Origin of the sequence: Ralstonia edaphi (assembly GCF_958350185.1) — a bacterium.
Lineage (GTDB): Bacteria > Pseudomonadota > Gammaproteobacteria > Burkholderiales > Burkholderiaceae > Ralstonia > Ralstonia edaphi.
Genome location: NZ_CATWHI010000008.1, coordinates 1 through 26,567 on the forward strand (window position 1 = coordinate 1; position 26,567 = coordinate 26,567).

The window sequence follows — 26,567 nt, forward strand, 5'->3', positions numbered from 1 at the left end:
GATTCCCGTGTGAAAGTAGGTCATCGCCAGGCTCTCCCCATACAACACCCCAGCTCTACTACTGAGCTGGGGTGTTTGTCTTTGGCGCGAACGATTCGTGACCAGATCTGCTGAACGGGCTGCTCATTCCTGCGAACCATCCCGAACACATTCACACCCGTCGAGCTCGGCGCAGCAGCAATGCCCCCCTGTGGCCGGCCTCGTCAAAACAAAAAAAGCCTCCATTCGGAGGCTTTTGCAGTTGCCGGCGGATGCGTTTGCGAAGTCGGCTAGTCCGTACGCCGGCCGCTCATTAAATGTCCCGTGGGTGTACGGTGGCCTGGCTGGGGCTTCCGCCTTCCAATACTCCCCCCCCGCGGTAGACTTGCTTAGCCACTTCCGACGAAGGCCCGGCAAGCTTCTCTATCGACCCCTTGGCGCGCGTATCGACGTGCCTGGCGACGCTGACGCACCGAATGCCATGGCCCTATAAGGATGAGAGCGTCAATGCTGGAAATCTCGCGATTTCATCAAGCAGTGCTTGACACGGTGACCTGATGGTCCCATAATCGCAAGTTCTCTTCGGAGAGGTGCCCGAGTGGCTAAAGGGGGCAGACTGTAAATCTGTTGGCTTACGCCTACGTTGGTTCGAATCCAACCCTCTCCACCAGAATTAAGCAGTGAGTTCGGTCGCAGGGCCGGGCGGCAAGGGAAGTAGTAACCCGGGCGGGTGTAGCTCAATGGTAGAGCAGAAGCCTTCCAAGCTTACGACGAGGGTTCGATTCCCTTCACCCGCTCCATTCACTGTTCGCAAGTTTTGCCCATGTGGCTCAGTGGTAGAGCACTCCCTTGGTAAGGGAGAGGTCGGCAGTTCGATCCTGCCCATGGGCACCACGCATCCACCAACGCAAATCGCTACCGAGACAGGAGTCGCGACATGGCAAAGGAAAAGTTCGAGCGGACCAAGCCGCACGTGAACGTTGGTACGATTGGTCACGTTGACCACGGCAAGACGACGCTGACGGCGGCGATCACGACCGTGCTGGCGACCAAGTTTGGTGGTGCCGCCAAGGCATACGACCAGATCGACGCGGCGCCGGAAGAAAAGGCGCGCGGCATCACGATCAACACCGCGCACGTCGAGTACGAAACGGCCAACCGCCACTACGCGCACGTGGACTGCCCGGGCCACGCCGATTACGTCAAGAACATGATTACCGGTGCCGCCCAAATGGACGGCGCCATCCTGGTGTGCTCGGCTGCTGACGGCCCGATGCCGCAAACGCGTGAACACATCCTGCTGGCCCGCCAAGTTGGTGTGCCGTACATCGTCGTCTTCCTGAACAAGTGCGACATGGTGGACGACGCCGAGCTGCTGGAACTGGTCGAGATGGAAGTGCGTGAACTTCTGTCGAAGTACGACTTCCCGGGCGATGACACCCCGATCGTCAAGGGTTCGGCCAAGCTGGCGCTGGAAGGCGACAAGGGCGAACTGGGCGAAGTGGCCATCATGAATCTGGCCGACGCACTGGACACCTACATCCCGACGCCGGAGCGCGCTGTTGACGGCACGTTCCTGATGCCGGTGGAAGACGTGTTCTCGATCTCGGGTCGCGGCACCGTGGTGACCGGCCGTATCGAGCGCGGTGTGGTCAAGGTCGGCGAAGAACTGGAAATCGTCGGTATCAAGGCCACGCAAAAGACCACCTGCACGGGCGTGGAAATGTTCCGCAAGCTGCTGGACCAAGGTCAAGCAGGCGACAACGTCGGTATTCTGCTGCGCGGCACGAAGCGCGAAGACGTCGAGCGCGGCCAAGTGCTGTGCAAGCCGGGTTCGATCAAGCCGCACACGCACTTCACGGGTGAGGTCTACATCCTGTCGAAGGACGAAGGCGGCCGTCACACGCCGTTCTTTAACAACTACCGTCCGCAGTTCTATTTCCGTACGACGGACGTGACTGGCTCGATCGAGCTGCCGGCCGACAAGGAAATGGTCATGCCGGGTGACAACGTGTCGATCACCGTCAAGCTGATCGCCCCGATCGCCATGGAAGAAGGTCTGCGCTTCGCTATCCGTGAAGGCGGCCGTACCGTCGGCGCCGGCGTCGTCGCTAAGATCATCGAGTAAGTGCTGTAACTCTTCCGTGCGGCTGCCAACCGGCCGCACGTGAAGTGCCAGAGTGGGGTTGACCGAATGGCAACCCCAAAGCTGTTTTAGGGGTATAGCTCAACTGGCAGAGCGTCGGTCTCCAAAACCGAAGGTTGGGGGTTCGATTCCCTCTGCCCCTGCCAATTCATCAGCCGCGTCGCGCAGGAAAACGCGCCACGCGGCTTAGTCTCGTTTGGGAAACATGGCCAATCCGAACGTCGAAACCGTCAACACCGCCAGCGGCAAATGGCTGCTGGTCTTGGCGTTCCTGCTGCTGGTTGCTGGGGTGATCGGTTTTTACTTGCTGGCGCAACAGCCAAGCTATGTCCGTGCTGCCTCGCTGATCGGCGGGCTGGTGCTGGGCGCGGGCGTTGCGCTGGTGTCCGCACCTGGGCAAGGCTTCATCGAGTTCGCGCGCGAGTCCTATCGCGAAGTTCGCAAGGTGGTGTGGCCGACGCGCAAGGAAGCCGGGCAGATGACCGGTCTGGTGTTCGCGTTCGTCGTGATCATGGCCTTGTTCCTGTGGTCTGCGGACAAGCTCATCGAGTGGGTAATTTTCTCCCTCGTGCTGGGCTGGAAATAATCGGGTGAAGCCATGACGGATAACGTAGCGAACGACACGTCCACGGATTCGTCCGCACCGGCCTCGAAGAAGCGCTGGTATGTCGTGCATGCCTATTCGGGCATGGAAAAAAGCGTGCAACGCGCGCTGCAGGAGCGCATCGAGCGCGAAGGCCTGCAACATCTGTTCGGTCAGATTCTGGTGCCGTCGGAAGAGGTGATGGAGAGCAAGAGCGGTCGCAAGACCGTGACTGAGCGTCGCCTGTTCCCCGGCTACGTCTTTGTCGAAATGGAGATGACTGACGAGACCTGGCACTTGGTGAAGAACACTTCCAAGGTGACTGGTTTCATTGGTGGTACGGGCAATCGTCCGTCGCCGATTTCCAAGAGCGAAGTCGACAAGATCATGGCCCAGATCCAGGAAGGGGTCGAAAAGCCGCGGCCCAAGACGCTGTTCGAAGTGGGCGAAATGGTGCGCGTGAAGGAAGGCCCGTTCACCGACTTCAACGGCAACGTCGAAGAAGTGAACTACGAGAAATCGCGTCTGCGCGTTTCCGTGACGATCTTCGGGCGTGCGACACCGGTTGAACTCGAGTTCGGTCAGGTCGAGAAGGTTTAAGAAATTCGGTGCGGTGGCGCAAGCCACTGCGCCAATCGCTCGGTCCCTTGGACCCGGCGGGCAACGGTGGCAAAGCCACCTGCGCCAACAGAGGAGCGTCGGCCTTGCGCCGGTGCGTTACCACTCAACAGGATTGCCATAGTTGTTGAGCTAGGCAATCCGGATTGGAGTCAAGATGGCCAAGAAAATCATTGGCTTTATCAAGCTGCAAATTCCGGCTGGTAAAGCAAATCCGTCCCCGCCCGTCGGCCCGGCCCTGGGTCAGCGCGGTCTGAACATCATGGAGTTCTGCAAGGCGTTCAACGCGCAGACTCAAGGTATGGAACCGGGCCTGCCGGTGCCGGTGGTGATCACCGCCTTCGCCGACAAGAGCTTCACCTTCGTGATGAAGTCGCCGCCGGCGACCGTGCTCATCAAGAAGGCAGCCGGTATCCAGAAGGGTTCCGCCAAGCCGCATACCGACAAGGTTGGCAAGATCACCCGTGCTCAGGCAGAGGAAATCGCCAAGGCGAAGAACGCTGACCTTACCGCAGCTGATCTGGACGCCGCCGTGCGCACGATCGCCGGTAGCGCCCGTTCGATGGGTATCACGGTGGAGGGCCTGTAATCATGGCAAAGATTTCGAAGCGTGCGGCCGCGAACAAGGCCAAGGTCGAACGTACCAAGTTCTACCCGATCGACGAAGCGTTGAGCCTCGTTAAGGAATGCGCCAGCGCCAAGTTCGATGAGTCCATCGACGTGGCGGTGCAACTGGGCATCGATGCGAAGAAGTCGGACCAAGTCGTTCGTGGTTCGGTGGTGCTGCCTGCCGGTACCGGCAAGTCGGTGCGCGTGGCCGTGTTCGCCCAAGGCGACAAGGCTGAGCAAGCCAAGGCCGCTGGCGCCGAGATCGTCGGCATGGAAGACCTCGCCGAGCAGATCAAGGCCGGCAAGATGGACTTCGACGTCGTGATCGCTTCGCCGGACACGATGCGCGTGGTGGGTACGCTGGGTCAGATCCTGGGCCCGCGTGGCCTGATGCCGAACCCGAAGGTCGGCACCGTGACGCCGGACGTTGCCACGGCCGTGAAGAACGCCAAGGCTGGTCAGGTGCAGTTCCGTGTCGACAAGGCCGGTATCGTCCACGCCACCATCGGCCGCCGCTCGTTCGAGCCGGCAGCGCTGAAGAGCAATCTGGCTGCACTGCTGGACGCATTGACCAAGGCTAAGCCGGCATCGAGCAAGGGCGTGTACCTGCGCAAGGTCGCCGTCTCGTCGACGATGGGTGTTGGCGTGCGTGTTGACCAGGCGACCCTGGCTGCCTGATCGCTCTCGATCATCCGCACCGGGTGGCCCGATAACCATCCTGGTGTTAGCAGTTTTCTCTCGCGTGGTTTCGGCCACGCAGGTCCTTGAAGCTTGAGGGACAAGACTTTGGGCAGTGGCAGACGCTTGTGCAAGCAGGCTGACGCCGCTGGTTATCAAAGACCGTTGGCGGTGTGGGGCTCCTTGGAGCCCACACCTTAATCGCGGGCCACTCCGGAAACGGAGGCGGACTTCAGCCAACGCAGATGGCGCCCCCGAAGGGAATGAGTGACTTTGGTATTGCCGAAGTGATTTGTGCCAATCGGACGCCGTACTTTTGGACTGACCGAGGTGACCGCAGTGACTGCGCAAACCGAAGTCGTTTTGGAGCTTAACCGTGGCACTCAATCTCGAAGATAAGAAGGCCGTCGTGGCCGAGGTAACGGCGCAAGTCGCCAAGGCCTCGACCATCGTCGTCGCCGAATATCGCGGTATCACGGTTGGCGATCTGACCAAGCTGCGCGCGCAAGCGCGCCAGCAAGGCGTCTACTTGCGCGTTCTAAAGAACACGCTGGCACGCCGCGCTGTTGAAGGCACGCCGTTTGCCGAACTCGCCGAGCAACTGACCGGCCCGCTGATCTACGGTATTTCCGAAGATGCAGTGGCCCCGGCCAAGGTGCTGAACGATTTCGCCAAGGGTAATGACAAGCTGGTGCTGCGCGCCGGTTCGTACGATGGCAAGGTTCTCGATGTCAACGCCGTGAAGGCGCTGGCGACGATCCCGAGCCGCGAAGAACTGCTCAGCAAGCTGCTGTTCGTCATGCAGGCGCCGGTGTCGGGCTTTGCCCGCGCCCTGGGTGCCCTGGCTGCCAAGCAAGGCGAAGGCGAGGCTGCAGCGGCCTAATTGGCTGCAGCACCGCGTACAGATCGCACGATCGATACCGAATCACATTCTGGAGTTATTCAAATGGCAATCACCAAAGACGACATCCTGGAAGCCGTTGGCGCGATGTCCGTGATGGAACTGAACGACCTGGTCAAGGCGTTCGAAGAGAAGTTTGGCGTGTCGGCTGCTGCCGTGGCCGTGGCCGGTCCGGCTGCTGCTGGTGGCGCTGCTGCTGCTGAAGAGCAAACCGAATTCACCGTGACGCTGAAGAGCGCCGGCGCGAACAAGGTTGGCGTCATCAAGGCCGTGCGTGAAATCACCGGCCTGGGCCTGAAGGAAGCCAAGGACCTGGTCGATGGCGCCCCGAAGCCCGTGAAGGAAGGCGTCGACAAGAAGACCGCCGACGAGCTGGTGAAGAAGCTGGTGGAAGCCGGCGCGGAAGCCGAAGCCAAGTAAGTGCAGGTCTCGCGTGCCGCACTTGGTACGCGATAGAGGCTGGCAAAGGGAGATTTCCCGGCGCCAGCCTTTTTGCGCTTGTGGGACCGGTTGTAGAGCGATCCCGCAATCACGCTGTAAGTGTTGTTGAAGTCTCTTTGCCGGATTTTCCGGTAGCCGGCCCGGACAAGGCCAGCAGAGGCCAAACATCAGTGGCACACTAGGCAGTTCGCAGTCCGCTGATGTTTGTCTTCTGAACCGACTGCAGAAGGCAAGTTTGGTCGGGTACTCCCCCGTCCGTAGCATGGGCTCCATGGGCCCATGTGCGGATGGCGCGCGCAGTGCCGTCAGCCAGAGGTTGGTAGCGGCCAACCGCCAAATCCCGTCACCAGTCGCTGAACACCTCAAGTGTCAGGCGTGCCTTATCGCCTTAAGTCCGTCGCGCGCACTTGCGATGATTCGGAGATCCCATGGCGTACAGCTTTACCGAGAAAAAGCGTATTCGCAAGAGTTTCGCGAAACGCGCAACGGTTCATCAGGTTCCCTTCCTGCTTGCCACCCAGATTCAATCGTATGCCCAGTTCTTGCAGGAGAACACTCCTGTTGCACAACGCAAGAGCGAAGGTCTGCAAGCGGCGTTCAACGCCATTTTCCCCATCGTGTCGCACAATGGTCTGGCACGCATGGAGTTCGTGTCGTACCACCTGTCCAACCCGCCGTTTGACGTCAAGGAATGTCAGCAGCGTGGTCTGACCTTCCACTCGGCGCTGCGCGCAAAAGTGCGCTTGATCATCAACGACCGCGAGAATCCCACCAAGGTCAAGGAGATCAAGGAGCAGGAAGTCTACATGGGCGAAATTCCGCTCATGACCTCCACCGGTTCGTTCGTGATCAACGGTACGGAACGTGTGATCGTGTCCCAGCTGCACCGTTCGCCGGGCGTGTTCTTCGAACACGACAAGGGCAAGACGCACAGCTCGGGCAAGCTGCTGTTCTCGGCGCGGATCATTCCGTACCGCGGCTCGTGGCTCGATTTCGAATTCGACCCGAAGGACATCCTGTACTTCCGCGTTGACCGCCGCCGCAAGATGCCGGTGACGATCCTGCTGAAGTCGATCGGCCTGACGCCGGAACAGATCCTGGCGCACTTCTTCGTGTTCGATAACTTCACGCTGAAGACCGAAGGCGCACTGATGGAATTCGTGCCCGAGCGTCTGCGCGGTGAAGTCGCTCGCTTCGACATTTCCGACAAGAACGGCAAGGTCGTGGTCGAGAAGGACAAGCGCATCAACGCCAAGCACATCCGCGATCTGGACTCGGCTGGCACCAAGCTGATCAGCGTGCCGGAAGACTACCTGCTGGGCCGCGTGCTGGCGAAGAACATCGTCGATCCGGATACCGGTGAAGTCTTGGCCAACGCCAATGACGAACTGACCGAAGGCGTGCTCGAGAAGCTGCGCGACGCCGGCGTGAAGGAAATCCAGACGCTGTACACGAACGACCTGGATCAAGGTCCGTACATGTCGGCGACGCTGCGCACGGACGACACGGCCGACCAGACCGCCGCGCGTATCGCCATCTACCGCATGATGCGCCCCGGCGAGCCGCCGACCGAAGACGCCGTCGAAGCGCTGTTCCAACGTCTGTTCTACAGCGAAGACTCGTACGATCTGTCGCGCGTGGGCCGCATGAAGGTCAACAGCCGCCTGAATCGCTCGACCGGTACCGGCCCGATGGTGCTGACCGACGAGGACATCCTCGACACGATCAAGCTGCTGGTGAACCTGCGTAACGGCAAGGGCGAAGTGGACGATATCGACCACCTCGGCAACCGTCGTGTGCGTTGCGTCGGCGAACTGGCGGAAAACCAGTTCCGCGCCGGTCTGTCGCGCGTTGAGCGTGCAGTGAAGGAACGTCTGGGCCAGGCCGAGACGGAAAACCTGATGCCGCACGACCTGATCAACTCGAAGCCGATTTCGTCGGCGATTCGCGAGTTCTTCGGTTCGTCGCAGCTGTCGCAGTTCATGGACCAGACCAACCCGCTGTCGGAAGTCACGCACAAGCGTCGTATTTCGGCACTGGGCCCGGGCGGTCTGACGCGCGAGCGTGCGGGCTTCGAAGTCCGTGACGTGCACCCGACCCACTACGGCCGCGTGTGCCCGATCGAAACGCCGGAAGGTCCGAACATTGGTCTGATCAACTCGCTGGCACTGTACGCACAGCTGAACGACTACGGCTTCCTCGAAACGCCGTACCGCAAGGTTGAAAACGGCAAGCTGACCGACCAGGTGGATTACCTGTCGGCCATCGAGGAAGGCAAGTACGTGGTGGCGCAGGCCAACGCGACGCTGGACAAGGACGGCAACCTGATCGACGAACTGGTCTCCGCGCGTGAAGGCAGCGAGCGTGAAACCCGTATGGTCACGCCGGACCGCGTGCAGTACATCGACGTGGCGCCGTCGCAGATCGTGTCGGCTGCAGCCTCGCTGGTGCCGTTTCTCGAGCACGATGATGCAAACCGTGCACTGATGGGCGCAAACATGCAGCGTCAGGCCGTGCCTTGCCTGCGTGCGGACAAGCCGCTCGTGGGTACGGGCGTCGAGCGCACTGTGGCAGTGGACTCGGGTACCGCTGTGCAGGCAACCCGTGGCGGCGTGGTCGACTATGTTGACGCGAACCGCGTGGTGATCCGCGTGAACGACGACGAAGCCGTGGCCGGTGAAGTCGGCGTGGACATCTACAACCTGATCAAGTACACGCGTTCGAACCAGAACACGAACATCAACCAGCGTCCGATGGTCAAGGTGGGCGACATCGTTGCCCGCGGCGACGTGATTGCCGACGGTGCCTCGACCGACATGGGCGAGCTGGCGCTCGGCCAGAACATGCTGGTCGCGTTCATGCCCTGGAACGGCTACAACTTCGAAGACTCGATCCTGATCTCGGAGCGCGTCGTGGCTGAAGACCGCTACACCTCGATCCACATCGAGGAGCTGTCGGTCGTTGCCCGCGACACCAAGCTTGGACCGGAAGAAATCACGCGCGACATCTCGAACCTGGCCGAAGCCCAACTGGCTCGCCTGGACGAGTCGGGCATCACGTACATCGGCGCCGAAGTGGAAGCCGGTGACGTGCTGGTCGGCAAGGTCACGCCCAAGGGCGAGACCCAGCTGACCCCGGAAGAAAAGCTGCTGCGTGCGATCTTCGGTGAGAAGGCGTCCGACGTGAAGGACACCTCGCTGCGCGTGCCGTCGGGCATGAGCGGTACCGTGATCGACGTGCAGGTCTTCACGCGTGAAGGCGTGGTGCGTGACAAGCGCGCCCAGTCGATCATCGATGAAGAGCTGAAGCGCTACCGCCTGGACCTGAACGACCAGCTGCGTATCGTGGAAGGCGATGCCTTCCAGCGTCTGGAGCGTCTGCTGGTGGGCAAGATTGCCAACGGCGGCCCGAAGAAGCTGGCCAAGGGCACCGCGCTCACGAAGGAATACCTGGCCGATCTGGACAAGTGGCACTGGTTCGACATCCGCCCGGCAGAAGACGAAGTCGCACTGCAGCTGGAAGCCGTGAAGGTCGCCATCGAGCAGAAGCGTCACGACTTCGACCTCGCGTTCGAAGAGAAGCGCAAGAAGCTCACGCAAGGCGATGAACTGCCGCCGGGCGTGATCAAGATGGTCAAGGTGTACCTGGCCGTGAAGCGTCGCCTGCAGCCTGGCGACAAGATGGCCGGCCGTCACGGTAACAAGGGTGTTGTGTCGAAGATCACCCCGATCGAAGACATGCCCTACATGGCCGACGGCACACCTGCCGACATCGTGCTGAACCCGCTGGGCGTGCCTTCGCGGATGAACGTGGGTCAGATTCTCGAAACCCACCTTGGTTGGGCCGCACGCGGTCTGGGCGAGCGCATCGGCAACATGCTCAAGGCGCAAGCCAAGGCTGCCGAGATCCGCAAGCTGCTGGGTCAGATCTACAACGAGAGCGGCAAGGTTGAAGATCTGGACAGCCTGTCCGACTCGGAAATCCTGGAGCTGGCCGAGAACCTGAAGAAGGGCGTGCCGTTCGCGACGCCGGTGTTCGATGGTGCGCATGAGGATGAAATCCGCCGCATGCTGGACCTCGCCTATCCGGAAGACATCGCGAAGGAGAAGGGCCTGACCGCTTCCAAGCAGCAGGTCACGCTGTTCGACGGTCGCACTGGTGAAGCCTTCGAGCGTCCGGTCACGCTGGGCGTGATGCACATGCTGAAGCTGCACCACTTGGTCGACGACAAGATGCACGCGCGTTCGACCGGTCCGTACTCGCTGGTGACGCAGCAGCCGCTGGGCGGTAAGGCCCAGTTCGGTGGCCAGCGTTTCGGTGAAATGGAAGTGTGGGCACTCGAAGCGTACGGCGCGTCCTACGTGCTGCAAGAAATGCTGACCGTGAAGTCGGATGACGTGAACGGCCGGACCAAGGTGTACGAGAACATCGTCAAGGGCGAGCACTCGATCGATGCCGGCATGCCGGAATCGTTCAACGTGCTGGTGAAGGAAATCCGCTCGCTGGGTATCGACATCGACCTCGAGCGCAACTGAGCGCCGATGCGGTGAGGGTGTGGCGGCGACATCGCCACGCCCTGGTAACAGCAGCCATTGACGAAGATTTAGGGCCGGCGCCTTTGGGTCACACCAAGGCGCCAGCCTCAAACTCAAGGAGTTTGGAATGAAAGCATTGCTCGACCTATTCCGTCAGGTACAGCAAGAAGAGCAGTTTGACGCGATCAAGATCGGCCTCGCGTCGCCTGAGAAAATCCGTTCGTGGTCGTTCGGCGAAGTCAAGAAGCCCGAGACCATCAACTACCGTACGTTCAAGCCCGAGCGTGACGGCCTGTTCTGCGCCAAGATCTTCGGCCCGATCAAGGACTACGAGTGCCTGTGCGGCAAGTACAAGCGCCTGAAGCACCGTGGCGTGATCTGCGAGAAGTGCGGCGTTGAAGTGACGCTGGCCAAGGTGCGCCGTGAGCGCATGGGCCACATTGAACTGGCTGCGCCGACCGCGCACATCTGGTTCCTGAAGTCGCTGCCGTCGCGTCTGGGCATGGTGCTCGACATGACGCTGCGCGACATCGAGCGCGTGCTGTACTTCGAAGCATTCGTCGTGGTTGAGCCGGGCATGACCGCGCTCAAGAAGAGCCAGATCATGTCGGAAGACGACTACCTGGCCAAGTGCGACGAGTACGGCGAAGGCGAATTCGTCGCCATGATGGGCGCCGAAGGCATTCGCGAGCTGCTGCGCGGCATCGACATCGAGAAGCAGATCGAGACGATCCGCGCCGAGCTGCAAGCTACGGGTTCGGAAGCCAAGATCAAGAAGTTCGCCAAGCGCCTGAAGGTGCTCGAGGCATTCCAACGTTCGGGCATCAAGCCGGACTGGATGATCCTCGAAGTGCTGCCGGTGCTGCCGCCCGAGCTGCGTCCGCTGGTGCCGCTGGACGGCGGCCGTTTCGCCACGTCGGACCTGAACGACCTGTATCGCCGCGTGATCAACCGGAACAACCGTCTGAAGCGTCTGCTCGAGCTGAAGGCGCCGGAGATCATCGTGCGCAACGAAAAGCGCATGCTGCAGGAAGCGGTGGACTCGCTGCTGGACAACGGCCGTCGCGGCAAGGCGATGACCGGCGCCAACAAGCGTCCGCTGAAGTCGCTGGCTGAAATGATCAAGGGTAAGGGCGGCCGTTTCCGTCAGAACCTGCTGGGCAAGCGCGTGGACTACTCGGGCCGTTCGGTCATCGTGGTGGGCCCGACGCTGAAGCTGCACCAGTGCGGCCTGCCCAAGCTGATGGCGCTCGAGCTGTTCAAGCCGTTCATCTTCCACAAGCTGGAAACGATGGGCATCGCCACCACGATCAAGGCGGCGAAGAAGGAAGTGGAAAGCCAGACGCCGGTGGTGTGGGACATCTTGGAAGAGGTGATCCGCGAACACCCGGTGATGCTGAACCGTGCGCCGACGCTGCACCGCCTGGGTATCCAGGCGTTCGAGCCGGTGCTGATCGAAGGCAAGGCCATCCAGCTGCACCCGCTGGTCTGCGCGGCGTTCAACGCCGACTTCGACGGCGACCAGATGGCTGTTCACGTTCCGCTGTCGCTCGAAGCGCAGATGGAAGCGCGCACGCTGATGCTGGCGTCGAACAACGTGCTGTTCCCGGCCAACGGCGATCCGTCGATCGTCCCGTCGCAAGACGTGGTGCTGGGTCTGTACTACACGACCCGCGACAAGATCAACGGCAAGGGCGAGGGCATGACCTTCGCTGACATCTCGGAAGTGATCCGCGCCTACGAGAACAAGGAAGTCGAGCTGGCTTCGCGCGTGAACGTACGGATCACCGAGTATGAGCTGGTGAACCCGGAAGCCGACGGCGACGCCCGTTTTGCACCGAAGATCACGCTGCAATCGACCACGGTCGGCCGCGCGATCCTGTCGGAGATCCTGCCGAAGGGTCTGCCGTTCTCGGTGCTGAACAAGCCGCTGAAGAAGAAGGAAATTTCGCGCCTGATCAACACGGCATTCCGCAAGTGCGGTCTGCGCGAAACCGTGATCTTTGCTGACAAGCTGCTGCAGTCGGGCTTCCGCCTGGCAACGCGCGCCGGTATCTCGATCGCCATCGACGACATGCTGGTGCCGCCGGCCAAGGAGAAGATCATCTCCGAGGCAGCCGCCAAGGTGAAGGAATACGACAAGCAGTACATGTCGGGTCTGGTGACGGACCAGGAGCGTTACAACAACGTCGTGGACATCTGGGGCGCCGCCGGCGACCAGGTGGGCAAGGCGATGATGGAGCAGCTCCAGACCGAAGATGTGGTCGACCGCAACGGCAACACCGTCAAGCAAGAGTCGTTCAACTCCATCTACATGATGGCTGACTCGGGCGCACGGGGTTCCGCAGCGCAGATCCGTCAGCTCGCCGGTATGCGTGGCCTGATGGCCAAGCCGGACGGCTCGATTATCGAGACGCCGATTACCGCGAACTTCCGCGAAGGCCTGAACGTTCTGCAGTACTTCATCTCGACCCACGGTGCACGTAAGGGTCTGGCGGATACGGCACTGAAGACCGCGAACTCGGGTTACCTGACCCGTCGTCTGGTCGACGTGACGCAGGATCTGGTCGTGGTGGAAGACGATTGCGGCACCTCCAACGGCGTGGCCATGAAGGCCCTGGTCGAAGGCGGTGAAGTGATCGAAGCCCTGCGCGACCGTATCCTCGGCCGCGTGGTCGTCAACGACGTGGTGAACCCGGAAACGCAGGAAACCGCGATCGAAGCCGGCACGCTGCTCGACGAAGACATGGTCGACCTGATCGACGCGCTCGGCGTGGACGAAGTGAAGGTCCGCACGCCGCTGTCCTGCGACACGCGTTACGGCCTGTGCGCCAAGTGCTACGGTCGCGACCTCGGCCGCGGTGTGCTGGTGAACTCCGGTGAAGCAGTGGGTGTGATCGCTGCCCAGTCGATCGGTGAGCCGGGCACGCAGCTGACGATGCGTACGTTCCACATCGGTGGTGCGGCATCGCGTGCGGCAGTGGCATCGAGCGTGGAAGCGAAGGCAACCGGTACTGTGCGTTTCACGGCAACCATGCGTTACGTCACCAACGCGAAGGGCGAGCAGATCGTCATCTCGCGTTCGGGCGAAGCGCTGATCACCGACGACCACGGCCGTGAGCGTGAGCGCCACAAGATCGTGTACGGCGCGACGCTGCTGGTGAAGGACGGTCAGTCCATCAAGGCCGGCACGCAGCTCGCCACGTGGGATCCGCTGACGCGTCCGATCATCTCGGAGTACTCGGGCACCATCAAGTTCGAGAACGTCGAAGAAGGCGTGACCGTCGCCAAGCAGATGGACGAAGTGACCGGTCTGTCGACGCTGGTGGTCATCGATGCGAAGCGTCGTACCGCTGCCACGAAGGGCATCCGTCCGCAGGTGAAGCTGCTCGACTCGTCGGGCGCTGAGGTGAAGATCCCGGGCACGGACCACTCCGTGACCATCGGCTTCCAGGTCGGCGCGCTGATCACCGTGAAGGACGGTCAGCAAGTGCACGTGGGTGAAGTGCTCGCACGTATCCCGACCGAATCGCAGAAGACGCGTGACATTACCGGTGGTCTGCCGCGTGTGGCCGAACTGTTCGAAGCGCGTTCGCCGAAGGACGCCGCCGTGCTGGCGGAAGTCACCGGTACGGTTTCGTTCGGTAAGGACACCAAGGGCAAGCAGCGCCTGGTGATTACGGATCTCGACGGCAACGCCCACGAGTTCCTGATCGCCAAGGAAAAGCAGGTGCTGGTGCACGACGGCCAGGTGGTCAACAAGGGCGAAATGATCGTCGAAGGCCCGGCCGACCCGCACGACATCCTGCGTCTGAAGGGCGTGGAAGAACTGGCGACCTACATCGTCGACGAAGTGCAGGACGTGTACCGTCTGCAAGGCGTGAAGATCAACGACAAGCACATCGAAGTGATTGTTCGTCAGATGCTGCGCCGCGTGCAGATCGTCGATACCGGCGATACCCGCTTCATCCCGGGTGAACAGGTGGAGCGTTCGGACCTGCTCGACGAGAACGACAAGGTGATCGCGCTGGGCAAGCGTCCGGCGACCTACGAAAACCTGTTGCTGGGTATTACGAAGGCATCGTTGTCGACCGACAGCTTCATCTCGGCGGCGTCGTTCCAGGAAACCACGCGCGTGCTGACCGAAGCCGCCATCATGGGCAAGGTCGACGACCTGCGTGGTCTGAAGGAAAACGTCATCGTCGGCCGTCTGATCCCGGCCGGTACCGGCTTGGCTTACCACCGCGCCCGCAAGGCGAAGGAAGTGGCCGACCGCGACCGCGCCGCAGCGATTGCCGAAGAAGAAGCCGCTTCGATCTTCGAAACGCCTGCTGTTCAGCAAGAAGGCGACGCGTAAGCGCTCGCTTGCAACACCATCAAAGCCCGGCCACGTGCCGGGCTTTTTTTTTGCCCGCTTTTTGCCCAGGCGCCGTGTGCAGACGCCACGCAACACTGGCGCTGCCCGATTCGTATTTTCTTGAGACGTTAACCCGCCTTAACATGCCAACCGCTATGATTTCGCGGTTATAGACCGGCACTTTTTACAATCTGCGCGCCCTCCAGCGGAGCAGGTTCCAGCAAGTCGCCGGCCCCTCCAGTCTTGCCGACGATTCCTCCATGAAGCTCACACGCAAGCAGATCGCCGTTGGTGCGGTCGCCCTGGTCGTTGCCGGCGCGGCGGTGGTGCAGATGGTCTGGCACCCGTTTGGCCGCACGCGCGCGCTGCACGCCCGCCAGGTCCAGCTCGACCTGACCTATCCCGATGCCCTGATCGACAGCCAGAGCCTTTCGCAACTGCCGCGCGACGTGCTGCGTGTGCCCCTGCTGCGCGACGTGCTGACCGAAGATTTCGTTGCCTATTACGAAGGCAACGAAGACCGCCTTTCGGTGGCCGGTGCGCTGCGCCGCCTGGCGTACGAGCAGAAGCTCGACCTGGCCGAGACGGTGCTCAAGCACGTGTTTGACGAGCCCGCCCGCGTGATGCTGTGGCGCGGCCCGGACGACAAGCTGCGCTACTGGGTGCTCTCGATGCAGCGCAACGGCCTGGCCAAGGCGCTGGAAGCCGTCGCCACCGTGGCCACGAGCGATGCGCAACTCAGCAAGGTCGCCGATGGGCTGGGCGATTCGGGCGCGCCGGTCTATGCGCTCAGGCTTTCGGCCACGCGTTCGATCCTGATTGCCAGCAAGGGCGACTGGCTGATCGCGCTGTCCGAGCCCGGCATGCTGCTGGACAAGGACGGCAAGCCGATCTCCAAGCAGGCGAACGCGCTGGCGGCGCTGTTCTCCGACGACGCCGGCAAGCGCAATGTGCAAGGCACGGCGTACGCGCTGCCCGCGCAGCAACCGACGGGCCATCACGTTGTGGTGAGCGCCAACTATCTGTCGTTCGGTTATCAGCAGTATTTCCCCGGCATTGAAGCGCTGCGTTTCGACTTCGGTACGGCCAAGGACGGCGGGGGCAACGGCTGGCAGAGCGCCGCGCTGATCGACCCGGCCCGCTTGTCGGCCAAGTGGGACAACGCTGGGCTCTGGCGCGCATTGCCGTCTGATCCTGCCGCGTGCGCGACGCTGCCGGTCGACTGGAAGGCCGCCGGCACGCTGCTGAAGTCCGTGGCCGGCGATGCCAAGGAGATCAGCGAAGCCGCCGCGCATGTCGGCGATGCGTTTGCGGGGCCGGCGGCTGCGTGCTGGTACGGCAAGTCGTCGCTGGTGGCGCCGTTGTTCGTGGCGAAGCTGTCGTCGGCGTCGCAGGCCGAGGCGGTCAAGCCGGCGCTCGGTGCGCTGTTCGGCCAGATTGTCGGCTCGTACGAAGCCAAGGCGCAGGCTGACGACAAGTCCGGTCCGTACAAGCGCCTGCCGGTGACGACAAAGCCGGGCCCCGCCAACGCCACGCTGTGGCAGCGCCCGGTCAGCGCGCGCTACGGTACCGCGCAGTCGGCGGGAGCGCCGTTTGCGGCGCAGCTGTCGGCGGATCGCTACTTCCCGGTCACGCTCGCGATTGCGGGCGATGTGGTCGTGTTCTCGCCGGACGCGCGCCTTGTCGACGACGCCCTGGCGGTGCTCGCCAAGCGCTTCCCCGCCGTGGCGGATAGCCTGCCGAAGGACAAGACCGATCGCATCGTCCTGACGATGACGCCCGCATCGCTCGCGCCGCTGGTTCGCCGCGAAGCCGGTGCCGCGCTGCCCGCCGATCAGGAAGCGGTGTTCCTCAACGCCGCGCAGACGCATCTGTTCCCGAAGCTCAAGGCGTTGTCGCGATACGCGCCCGTGTCGCTGGCGCTGGACGGCGGTGTGCCGTCGGCGCGCGGTTGGGTGCCGGTGACGTGGCTGTCGAGCGGACGCGGTCTGCCTGCCGGTGGTGATGGCACGCCGCCGCCGGCTGACGCAACGGCAGCGCAAGCTCCGGCGGCCGACGCGCCCGCCACAGCGGCTGCGGCGCCCGCCTCCGAAGACAGCACCAGCACACAGCAATGACGTTGCGCGCCCAGGCCGCCGCGTTGAACCGCCGCCGTTGGTTGACGGCGGCGGGCACCTGCCTGCTCGCTCCGTCTGTGCATGCGCTGTCGGGCTGGGCCGACACGGCGCCCGCCGATGCCGATGCCCTTACGGCGGACCAATCCAGCGTGTTTCGCGCGTGGTTCGTTCGCATCGTCAACGAGCAGCTCCGCCAAGGCCCGACGCCGCGCTGGACGCATCGCGACTGCGCCGGCCTCGTGCGCTTTGCCGCCGGCGAGGCGCTGCGCCCCCACGACGCCCGCTGGCTGCGCGCCAACGGCATGCGCGATGCCGAATCCACGCGGCAACTGCCGCCCGAGCTGAATCTCACGCCCGCGCAACGCACGCTCACGCAGCGGTGGGCACGCTTCGATGGCAGCACCGGCGCGTATGTCTCGGCGCTGGGGCTCATCCAGCAGAACAGCCGCTTCATCGCCAAGGACGTCAATCAGGCGCTCCCGGGCGATCTGCTCTTCTTCGATCAAGGCGACGACCAGCATCTGATGATCTGGATGGATCGCTACATCGCTTACCACACCGGTACCGTCACCCGCACCGACAACGGCCTGCGCGCGGTCCCGGTTTCTGAACTGATGCAATGGAAAGACTCGCGCTGGCAGCCGCAGAGCGGCAACCCCAACTTCATCGGCGTGTTTCGTCTGGCCTTTTTGACACGGTAGAAAAACTCATGCGCAACCGTTGGCTGTCGTTCAATCTCGTTGCCGCCGTCTGCGTGACGGTGCTGGCGTTGGTCGCTTCGGTGCCCGCAGCGCACGCGGCCGATGCGCCGGAAGCGCCGAACCCCACGCTGTTCGCCGTGCCGGGCAGCGGCTACGAGCCGATCAAGGGGCAGCCGTTCTTCCTGCTCTCGGACGCGAGCTACGGCACCGATCAGGAAGCGCTGGTCCGCCTGGAAGCCCCGGGCCGCGAATACAAGGACGAACTCTCCCGCTACGGCGGCGCCGACATCCTCGTCTACCGCGTACCGCAGCCGCTGGAGTTTCTGAAGGCGCAGAAGAACCTGCACCGCATCGACGTGAAGGCCAACTACACGGGCGAAGGCCTGGCCAACACGCTGGCCTATCTGTGGGACAACTGGACGCGCCAGGCCCGCCGTGCCTGGCAGCGCGTGCTGTCGTTTGCCACGCGCAGCAAGGCCGTGGAGACCGCGCCGCAGTTCAGCATGGGCGACCAGATGACCGCGCCCACGCGCTTCTCGAACAACCCGCAGTACGCGCCGCTCAAGGGCTACGAGTTGCTGGGCCGCTTCCGCTACCCGATCTGGGATGCCAAGCCGATCGCGCCGCCCAAGGACGTGAAGCTCGAAGGCAGCAGCAGCGAATGGATGCCGCAGAACGCCGGCAACGTGATGATCCCGGTCGGCAAGCTGCCGGCGGGTCTGTACATCGTTGAAGCCGTGATTGGCGCGTACCGTGCGCATACGCTGCTGTTCGTGTCGGACACCGTGGCCGTCACCAAGGGCACGTCGCAAGGGATGATGGTGTGGACGGCCGAGCGCAAGAGCGGCAAGCCGGTCAGCGGCGCGTCGGTGAGCTGGACCGACGGCGTCGGTGTGCTGGCCTCGGGCACCACCGAAGCGGACGGCACGGCCGATCTGCGTCACGTGTCGCCCGAGCGCAGCTACGTGATCGGCAACGACCGCGCGGGCGGCGTGTTCATCTCCGAGAATTTCTATTACGACAGCGAGATCTACAACACCAAGCTGTACGCCTTCACCGATCGCCCGCTGTATCGGCCGGGCGACGAAGTGAGCGTCAAGTTCATCGGCCGCAATTTCAAGAACGCAACCGAATCAACTGTGCCGGCGGCCGGCGACATCAAGCTGCAAGTGCTCGACCCGAATGGCGCGCCGGTGGCCACGACGACCACGCGCCTGACGGGCGAGACGGGCGCTGACGCGCGCTTTACGCTGCCGTCCAACGCGCCGGCCGGCGGCTACTCGCTGCGCTTCGACTACAACGGCGGCACCTACGGCGGCGCCTTCCGCGTGGCCGAATACATCAAGCCGCACTTTGACGTGAACCTGTCGCTCGACAAGGCCAGCTACGGCACGGGCGAAGCGGTCAAGGGCAAGATCAGCCTGCGCTATCCGGACGGCAAGCCGGTCAAGAACGGCAAGGTGTCGGTCAGTCTGCGCGCGCAGCAGGTGACGATGGTGGAAGGCGAGCTGCGTTACGCGGGCCTGTTCCCCGTCAAGCTTGAGCAGCAGGAGCTTGTCACCGATGGCGACGGCAACGCCAAGCTGGAGCTGCCCGCCGCTAAGGAACCGAGCCGCTACGTCGTGACCGTGTTTGCCAACGATGGCGCGGCGTACCGCGTGAAGGTGACGCGCGAATTGCTCATCGCACGTGGCGCGACGCCGTACAAGCTGTCGACCACGTCGAACTTCACCACGCCGGGGCAGAACGTGTCGTTCACGCTCACGCCGATGCCGGTTGCGAGTGACGCAAGCGGTGCCAGCGCGCCGCCCGCCAAGTGGGACCTGGTGCGCCTGGAAACGCGCACGCGCACCGAAGGCACGCTCACCCCGGATGCCAAGGGCAACGCCACGTTCCCGGTCAAGTTTGACCAGCCGGGCTCATACACGCTGTCGGTGCGTGATGCTGCTGGCAACCTGCTCGCCGCATCCAGCCACTGGGTGGCCGGCGACGGCGTGCACACCGTGCCGGGCAACATCGAGATGGTGTTCGACCGCGATCGCTACCAGATTGGCGACACGGCCGAAGCGCTGATCACCTTCCCGCAGCCGGTGGACGACGCGCTGCTCACGCTCGAGCGCGACAAGGTCGAGCGCCACGCGCTGCTCACGCGCGGCGGCGAATGGCTGAGCCTGCAGAAGGTCACGCCGTCGCAGTACCGCGCGCGCATCAAGATCGGTGCAGAGTTCGCGCCGAATATGACGTTCTCGGTGCTGTACGTGCGCGACGGCGACATGGTGTTCCAGAACGCCGGCATCGTCGTCACGCAACCGACGCTCGACCTGGGCGTGCATGCGGACAAGGCCGTCTACGCGCCGGGCGAGACCGTCACGCTGGACCTGACCAGCGCGCTGGCGGGCAAGCCTGTGCCGGCCAACCTGACCGTCTCGGTGGTCGACGAAATGATCTACGTGCTGCAGCCGGAAGTGGCGCCCAGCATCGTCGACTTCTTCTATCACCCGCGCCGCAACAGCGTGCGCACCACGTCGAGCCAGAGTTTCATCAGCTATGACCTCGCGCTCGCCTCGCTGCCGGGCAAGCCCGGCGGCACGTACGGCCGTCATAACGAGCGCGGCGTGAAGGTGCTCGAACGCCCGCGCCGCGACGAGAAGGACACCGCTGCCTGGGTCGCCAACCTGCAGACCGGCGCCGATGGCCGTGCGCGCATGACCTTCAAGATGCCGGATTCGCTGGCGCGCTGGCGCATCACAGTGCGTGCGGTGTCCACCGCCGGCGCATCGGACGGCATCGTTGGCCAGCGCACGGCGAGCATCCGCTCCGACAAGCCGCTGTACCTGAAGTGGACCGGCCCGCAGCGCTTCCGCGAAAGCGATCAGCCGCGCCTGGACATGGTCGCCTTCAACCAGACCGACAAGGACATCACCGCCGACTGGATCGTCTCGGGCGCCGGCCTGAACATCAACCAGCGGGTGACGCTCAAGCGCGGCGCCAACTACCTGCGCGCGCCCGTCACGGCGTTGCAGGCGGGCGTGGTCAATGCCGAGCTGAAGCAGGACGACAAGGTTTCGGACCGCCTGCAGACCACGCTGAAGCTGGATGCCACCGGCTGGCTGGCGGACCGCGAAAACGTCGTCCCGCTCACGCAGTTGCAAGGCACGCGCCTGCCGCTGGGCCTGCCCGCCGATGCGCGCGACGTGCGTCTGCGCGTGGTCGGCAACACGGCCAGCCAGTTTGCTCGTGTGGCGGATGACCTGATCGAATATCCGTATGGGTGCGCGGAGCAGACCGCCAGCCGCCTGATCCCGCTGGCACTGGCCCAGCAGAGTCTGGCGGCCACCGGCACGCGCCTGGGCGACGGCGGCCCGGCCGGCACGCAAGGCGTCGACGCGCTGCTGCGCACGCAACGCCAGCGTCTGGCACTGCTGGCCGGCACCAACGGCACCTTCGGCTGGTGGGGCGAGCTGACGACCAGCAGCGCGCTGATCACGTCGTATGCGTATTACGCGGATTGGCTCGCCAGCCGTTCAGTCGGCATCAGCCTGCCGGCAGACAACTGGAAGCAGGTGCTCGAAGCCTACAAGCGCACCAGCCAGAACGAGCCGCTGCTGCACCGCGCGCTGGCGCTGTGGTTTGCCAACGAGATGGGTCTGCCTGTTGCGACGCCGCTGTCCGGCGTGGCGAACGAGCTTGCGCCCAGTGGCGGCAAGGCGCCCAAGGCCTCGGCCGACGCCGACCCCGCCGCTGGCGACAGCCTGATCTTCGTGGCGCCGGATTCGCCGCGCGGCCGTCAGGTGGCGACGGTGCTGACGGCACAGCTGATGCGCCAAGTCGGCCAGCCGGTGCCGGAAGCGCTGGTCTCCGCTGACATTGCTGCGCGCAACGCGCTCGCAGCCGACAATTCCCCGCTGGTGCAAAGCCTGCTGCTGATGGGCGGTGGCCGCTCGGCTGCCGACCCAGCGCCGCTGCTGGCCCGCGCCAGCGCCGCCATGCCGACGATGGATCGCGCTGTGGCGCTGGTCTGGCTGCAGAAGGGTTTGGGCGGCCTGCAGGGCGCCAGCGTTGCCACCATCCAGCCGGCCGTCTCGGCGGGCGGCTGGCAGGCGACACGCTCGCCGGTCGGTGTGCCGACGTGGCGCTGGACCGGCGCGCAAGCCCCCGCCGCGCTGGACCTGACGACAGCGCCGACCGACGTGACCACGCAATCGGCCATCGTGTCGTACCGCAGCCGCGCGGCCGAGGCCTCCAAGCTGCCGATCACGGTGGAGCGCAAGCTGTACCGTCTGGAGCCGATCGATTCGGCACCGGCCAAGCCGGACCCGAAGGCGCCCAAGCAGCCGGCGGCCGACACCAGCAGCGGCATCGCCTTTACCGCCAAGCCGGTCAAGCCGGGCGACACGCTCGACAGCAATGCGCTCTACGTCGACGAGGTCGTGCTGACGCCGCGCCAGGGCACGTACCGCTACGGCCTGGTCGAAGTGCCGCTGCCGCCGGGCGCCGAAGTGGAGGCCACCACGTGGGGCATCCAGATCGACGGGCTGAAGGGTGAGCCGAACGAGGGCAACGGCGCGCAGGCGTTCGAGCGCAAGGCCGCGTATGAAATGGGCCAGCTCTCGTACAACCAGCCGGTGCCCGCGCTGGAGCGCCCGACCGTGCTGCGCCAGCTGGTGCGCTTCTCGCTGCCGGGCCGCTTTGCGCTGCCGCCGGTGCGCTACTTCCGCATGTACCAGCCGGAGGCCAAGGCGTTCCAGGGCGACGGCAAGACGGCCAGCTATCCGTTCAAGGTGGAGTGATCGGCGATGTTTTCCCGCCTGCTCGCGCGTGGTGTGCTGACCGGCCTGCTTTGGGGTGGCGGCGCCTGCGCGCTTGGCGGGCAGGCTGGGCACGCTGTCGCCGCGCCGGTGGGGCAGTCGCTTCCACCGTTGCGATATGCGGCGTTGCAAGGCGATGACGCCAAGCTCTGGCAGTTCAGCGCTGACCCGGCCGGCGGCGTGCCGCAAGCCACCGCGTTGCCGCGCGACACCGAAACACCGCTCGGCAGCGTCTGGAAGCTCTTCGTCTACAGCTACCTCGTCTCGCGCCGCATCAGCACGCCCGACTACACGTGTCACGGCAACGACCCCGAAGAGGTCTACTGCTGCACCGCCGGCAACAGCATCGACCGCGAGCGCGCGCTCATCCAGTCGTGCGGACGCTATTTCGAACCGGCGCGTCTGGGGCTGGACCGCGCGGATTGGCGGCGCTTCTGGCAGCAAGCCGGGGCGCCCACGTGGCTGCGGGAGATGCGTGCCATGCAGCCGACGCATCGCGTGCCGGTCGCCGATCTGCTCGCCGCGCTGCGCAGCGTTCCGGCCGATGGGCGCGAAACGGCCGCGCAAACGCTCGTCTCCGTGCTGACGGTTGGGCGTGGCGAGGGCACGGTGTCGGACTTCGGCGGCCTGCTGCGCGCCAAGACGTGGACGATGCCTGACCCGCAGCGGCCCGGCGCGTCGATCGGCGGCGCCGCGGGCTGGCTGGCCGACGGCACGCCCGTCTGGCTCGGCGGTGCCGGGTCGAGCAACCAGGTGCTGGCCGCTGCCGCACCGCGCCTGACGCCGCTGATCGAACAGACGCCCGTGCCCGACGACGATGCCTGTGTCGTGGTGGACTTCTTTGCGCGCTATCCGATTCGCGAGGTGCGCGACGCCAGCGGCAAGCCCGTCACGGCCGGTCGCCTGGAAGGCCGCTACGCCGTGCGCTTCGTCAACGGCAACACGCTGCCGATCGAGAGCCGGGGCGAGTTGACGCTCTCGCGCCAGAACAACCTGCCTGTCATCACCGGCCGCCTGGGCATGAACGACTACGTGGCGCGCGTGGTCGAGCGGGAAGGCCAGCTCGCCGAGCCGCAGGCCGCGCGTGCGTTGGCCGTGGCGGCGCGCAGTTACCTCGTGCAGCACGCCTCGCGCGACAAGGGCTGCTACCGCATCGCCGACAGCTCGCGCACGCAGCGCGTGCTGCCGCGCCCGCCGCTGGCCGCTGCGCGCAACGCAGCCGAATTTACCGACGCGCTGGTGCTGACCGGCCAGCCCGTGCAGTACCACGGCACCATCAGCGCGCGCGGCCAGATGAGTTGGACTGCCGCGCGTGCCGCCGCTCAACGCGGCCAGGGGTTCGACGCGATCCTCGCGCAGTGGTGGCCGCAGGCGACGCTCACGTCGTTCCAGAGCCCGGTGGCGGGTGATTGCTCGCCGGTGGCGGGCGCGCAGCAGTGGCTGCAGGCGCGCGCGCCGGTTTGGTCGGCCCGCCTGGCTGCCGAGCCAGGTTACGAGGCGCCGCCGCTGCCCGCCGTGTGCGTCGTGCACGAGGGCCGGCCGTACGCCGACTCGCGCCGCAACCGGCTCTACGTGCACCGGCTCGCGACCGAGGAAGACCGCATCGCGCTGACGCACGAATATCTGCACCTTGCCTTTGCGCGCCACCCGCGCGGGCAGGACGAACAGTTTGTCGAGGCGATGGCGCGTCGCCTGATCCGAGGGGAGGGTTTGCTGTGAAGAGTGGGATGACGCGCTTGGCGCTGGGCACCGTTGCGCTGCTGCTGGCCGCTTCGGCGCTGGCTGAGCCGGTGGCCGATCTGGAAGGGCCGATCGGTGGCTGGCGCAACAGCAAGCTTACCAACGAGCTGGAGCAATACACCGCGGCGTATCCAAAACCGCCTGTAGACCGTGGCGCGCAAAAGTACCGCACGCTCATCGCCGGACGCATCCGCGCGGCCGGCAAGCAGCGCCGCCCGCCGGTGCTCGTCGTCAACGGCAACGCCATGCCGCTGTATGGCGATGGCGAAGGCCGCTTCGCGCGCCCCTGGGCGTTCGGCCCGGGCTCGAACAGCGTCGAAATCGTCAGCGCCGACGGCCAGTCGCGCCAGCGACTGCAGTTCTACGAGGCCGACACCACCAAGACGTCGGCCAAGCTGCGCGCCGTCCTCACGTGGGACGACCCGCGCGCCGAGGTCGACATGCACGTCATTTCGCCGATTGGCGATCACGCGTTCTGGGCGCAGCCGCTGTTGTCCGACGGCGGCGGCCTCGACGTAGACAGCGTCGACGGTGCCGGCCCGGAGATCTTCTCGACCGCCGCGCCGCGCTCCGGCGTGTGGCTGTTCTACGTGAACTACTGGGGCAACTTCAACGCCGGCGGCTACAACTTCGACGAAAAGGCGCACGACCGCGATCTCATCACCGCGCAACTGACGCTGATCTATAACGAGAACACGCCCAACGAGCGGCGCGAGTTCGTCAGCGTACCGCTGCGCAAGATCGGCGAGCTGGCGCTGATGAAATCGATCCGCTTCTGACGTGACCCACATGACGCCTTCCACTTTCCGTCTCGCCGTCGCCATCGCGCTGGCCACGTTTGCGGCCGCGGGCAGCGTGCTCGCGCAAACCGACACCGGCAATGTCGAGATCGCCGCGCCGCTCAACGGCTGGCGCAATTCGGCGGGCGACGAATCCCGCTACACGCAGGACGTGCATTACCCGGCGGTGTCGGTGTCCACGCCGCAAGGGCAGGGCGTTGCGTCCATGATCGCCGGGCGCATCCGCAACCAGCCGAAGGCGGCCGCAGCAACCGACGAGAACAAGCCGCGTCGTCGCCGTGGCGCCGATGGCGCGTCGGTCGGCACGCTGATCGTCAACGGCGTGGCCATGCCGCAGCGCATCGAGGCCGACGGCACGTTCTCGCGTCCGTACGCATTTGGCGCGGGCAGCAACAGCGTCGAGGTGCGCAGCGCGCGCGGCGACGCCAAGCGCGTGCAGTTCTACGACAGCTACACCGGCAAGCAGCGTCCGCGTTTGCGCGTGGTCCTCGCGTGGGACACCGACGGCACCGATCTCGACCTGCATGTCATCTCGCCTGATGGGCAGCACGCCTGGTACGGCAACCGCGTCGTCGAAAACGGCGGCGCGCTCGACGTGGACGTCACCACTGGCTACGGGCCCGAGATCTATTCGAACCCGGCGCCGGTGCCCGGCACGTACCTCGTCTACGTGAACTATTACGGCAGCGGCAACGACCGCAGCGCAATCACCACCGCCACCGTCACCATCATCACCGACGAGAACACGCCGTCCGAACGCCAGCAGACGTTTGTCGTGCCGATGCGCAAGGCCGGCGATCTGACGCTGCTACGCAGTTTCACGATGAAGTAGCCCACACGACCGGAGTCGCCATGGACACGCAGACCGTTGCCGCCTACGACGCGCTCGCCGAAACCTTCGCGCAGGAGTGGCGCGACCAGCCGGCGCCTGAAGACCTGTACGCGCTGCTGCGCCGCGAGTTCAAGGCAGGCGGTGCCACCGCCGACATCGGCTGTGGCGCGGGGCGCGAGGTGGCGTGGCTCAACGCCAACGGTTATCCGGCGGTCGGCTACGACGCGTCTGCCGCGCTGCTGGAAGCGGCACGCGAGCAATATCCGGGGCTGTCGTTCCGGCAGGCGCTCTTGCCTGAATTGGTCGGCATTGCCGAAGGCGCGTTCGACAACGTCCTCTGCGAGACCGTCATCATGCATCTGCCGCCTGAGCAGATCGACGCGGCGGTGCAGCGGCTGGTGTCGTTGCTGCGCCCGGGCGGCACGCTGTATCTGAGCTGGCGCGTCACGCCCGACGCCGACCAGCGCGATGGGCGCGGCCGGCTGTTCACGTCGTTCGATGCGGCGCCCGTGCGCGAGGCGCTGGCCGGCACCAAGGTGGTTTTCGACGAAGCGGCTGTCAGTCAGTCGTCGGGGCGGACGATCCATCGCATCGTCGCGCGCAAGGTCTGACCGCAGCGTTTCCGACAATCCGACTGTCCTGATTGACCGCCCCTCGGCGGGGTTTGTCACAATAGCGGTTTCGCCCAGCCCGCGCGAGACACCGCGCGCACCCGCCGTCCC

At 64.5% G+C, this 26,567-nt stretch carries 16 protein-coding genes and 4 tRNA genes; all 20 read left to right on the forward strand.

Annotation, left to right across the window (positions count from 1 at the left end; all coding sequences use genetic code 11):
- The first annotated feature begins 563 nt into the window (after nt 1–563).
- The 20 genes from R2669_RS22260 (at nt 564) to R2669_RS22355 (ending at nt 26,456) form a co-directional block, all read left to right on the forward strand.
- Nucleotides 564–649: transfer RNA gene (locus R2669_RS22260), tRNA-Tyr, on the forward strand.
- A gap of 56 nt (nt 650–705) precedes the next feature.
- Nucleotides 706–779, forward strand: a tRNA-Gly gene (locus R2669_RS22265).
- 19 nt (nt 780–798) lie between these two features.
- Nucleotides 799–873 (forward strand) — tRNA-Thr (locus tag R2669_RS22270).
- 43 nt (nt 874–916) lie between these two features.
- Nucleotides 917–2,107 carry an elongation factor Tu gene (gene tuf / locus R2669_RS22275; protein ID WP_015855767.1) on the forward strand — a complete coding sequence of 397 codons (1,191 nt, stop codon included), beginning with the start codon at nt 917–919 and terminating at the stop codon, nt 2,105–2,107.
- An 88-nt stretch (nt 2,108–2,195) separates the two neighbouring features.
- A tRNA-Trp gene (locus tag R2669_RS22280) sits at nt 2,196–2,271 on the forward strand.
- A gap of 59 nt (nt 2,272–2,330) precedes the next feature.
- A complete protein-coding gene (gene secE / locus R2669_RS22285) occupies nt 2,331–2,711 on the forward strand; it encodes a preprotein translocase subunit SecE (protein ID WP_015855766.1) in 381 nt (126 codons plus the stop codon).
- Nucleotides 2,712–2,723: 12 nt separating this feature from the next.
- On the forward strand, nt 2,724–3,308 hold the full coding sequence (gene nusG / locus R2669_RS22290) for a transcription termination/antitermination protein NusG (RefSeq protein ID WP_004634452.1): 585 nt from the start codon (nt 2,724–2,726) through the stop codon (nt 3,306–3,308).
- A gap of 175 nt (nt 3,309–3,483) precedes the next feature.
- A complete protein-coding gene (gene rplK, locus R2669_RS22295) occupies nt 3,484–3,915 on the forward strand; it encodes a 50S ribosomal protein L11 (RefSeq protein ID WP_004634453.1) in 432 nt (143 codons plus the stop codon).
- 2 nt (nt 3,916–3,917) lie between these two features.
- Nucleotides 3,918–4,613 (forward strand): 50S ribosomal protein L1, encoded by a 696-nt coding sequence (rplA, locus tag R2669_RS22300; RefSeq protein WP_147216777.1) that lies wholly within the window; start codon nt 3,918–3,920, stop codon nt 4,611–4,613.
- A 376-nt stretch (nt 4,614–4,989) separates the two neighbouring features.
- Nucleotides 4,990–5,496: a 50S ribosomal protein L10 gene (rplJ, locus tag R2669_RS22305; RefSeq protein ID WP_124383250.1), complete on the forward strand. Its 507-nt coding sequence runs from the start codon at nt 4,990–4,992 to the stop codon at nt 5,494–5,496.
- 63 nt (nt 5,497–5,559) lie between these two features.
- On the forward strand, nt 5,560–5,934 hold the full coding sequence (gene rplL, locus R2669_RS22310) for a 50S ribosomal protein L7/L12 (RefSeq protein WP_004634456.1): 375 nt from the start codon (nt 5,560–5,562) through the stop codon (nt 5,932–5,934).
- A gap of 449 nt (nt 5,935–6,383) precedes the next feature.
- On the forward strand, nt 6,384–10,490 hold the full coding sequence (rpoB, locus tag R2669_RS22315) for a DNA-directed RNA polymerase subunit beta (RefSeq protein ID WP_316902082.1): 4,107 nt from the start codon (nt 6,384–6,386) through the stop codon (nt 10,488–10,490).
- Nucleotides 10,491–10,617: 127 nt separating this feature from the next.
- Complete coding sequence (gene rpoC / locus R2669_RS22320) at nt 10,618–14,847, forward strand: DNA-directed RNA polymerase subunit beta' (protein WP_147216781.1); 4,230 nt, start codon at nt 10,618–10,620, stop codon at nt 14,845–14,847.
- Between the two features lie 260 nt (nt 14,848–15,107).
- Nucleotides 15,108–16,964, forward strand: coding sequence for a DUF2138 domain-containing protein (locus R2669_RS22325; RefSeq protein ID WP_316902083.1), 1,857 nt, complete (start codon nt 15,108–15,110; stop codon nt 16,962–16,964).
- Nucleotides 16,961–17,665 (forward strand): DUF1175 domain-containing protein, encoded by a 705-nt coding sequence (locus R2669_RS22330; protein ID WP_147216785.1) that lies wholly within the window; start codon nt 16,961–16,963, stop codon nt 17,663–17,665. The genes R2669_RS22325 and R2669_RS22330 overlap by 4 nt, the downstream gene beginning before the upstream one ends.
- 8 nt (nt 17,666–17,673) lie before the next feature.
- Nucleotides 17,674–22,455, forward strand: a complete 4,782-nt coding sequence (locus tag R2669_RS22335; RefSeq protein WP_316902085.1) for an alpha-2-macroglobulin family protein — start codon at nt 17,674–17,676, stop codon at nt 22,453–22,455.
- A gap of 6 nt (nt 22,456–22,461) precedes the next feature.
- Nucleotides 22,462–24,192, forward strand: coding sequence for a YfaQ family protein (locus R2669_RS22340; protein ID WP_316902088.1), 1,731 nt, complete (start codon nt 22,462–22,464; stop codon nt 24,190–24,192).
- Nucleotides 24,193–24,200: 8 nt separating this feature from the next.
- A complete protein-coding gene (locus R2669_RS22345; RefSeq protein ID WP_316902089.1) occupies nt 24,201–24,992 on the forward strand; it encodes a YfaP family protein in 792 nt (263 codons plus the stop codon).
- 10 nt (nt 24,993–25,002) lie between these two features.
- Nucleotides 25,003–25,845, forward strand: a complete 843-nt coding sequence (locus R2669_RS22350; RefSeq protein WP_316902091.1) for a YfaP family protein — start codon at nt 25,003–25,005, stop codon at nt 25,843–25,845.
- Nucleotides 25,846–25,865: 20 nt separating this feature from the next.
- Complete coding sequence (locus R2669_RS22355) at nt 25,866–26,456, forward strand: class I SAM-dependent methyltransferase (RefSeq protein ID WP_316902093.1); 591 nt, start codon at nt 25,866–25,868, stop codon at nt 26,454–26,456.
- Nucleotides 26,457–26,567: the final 111 nt, after the last annotated feature.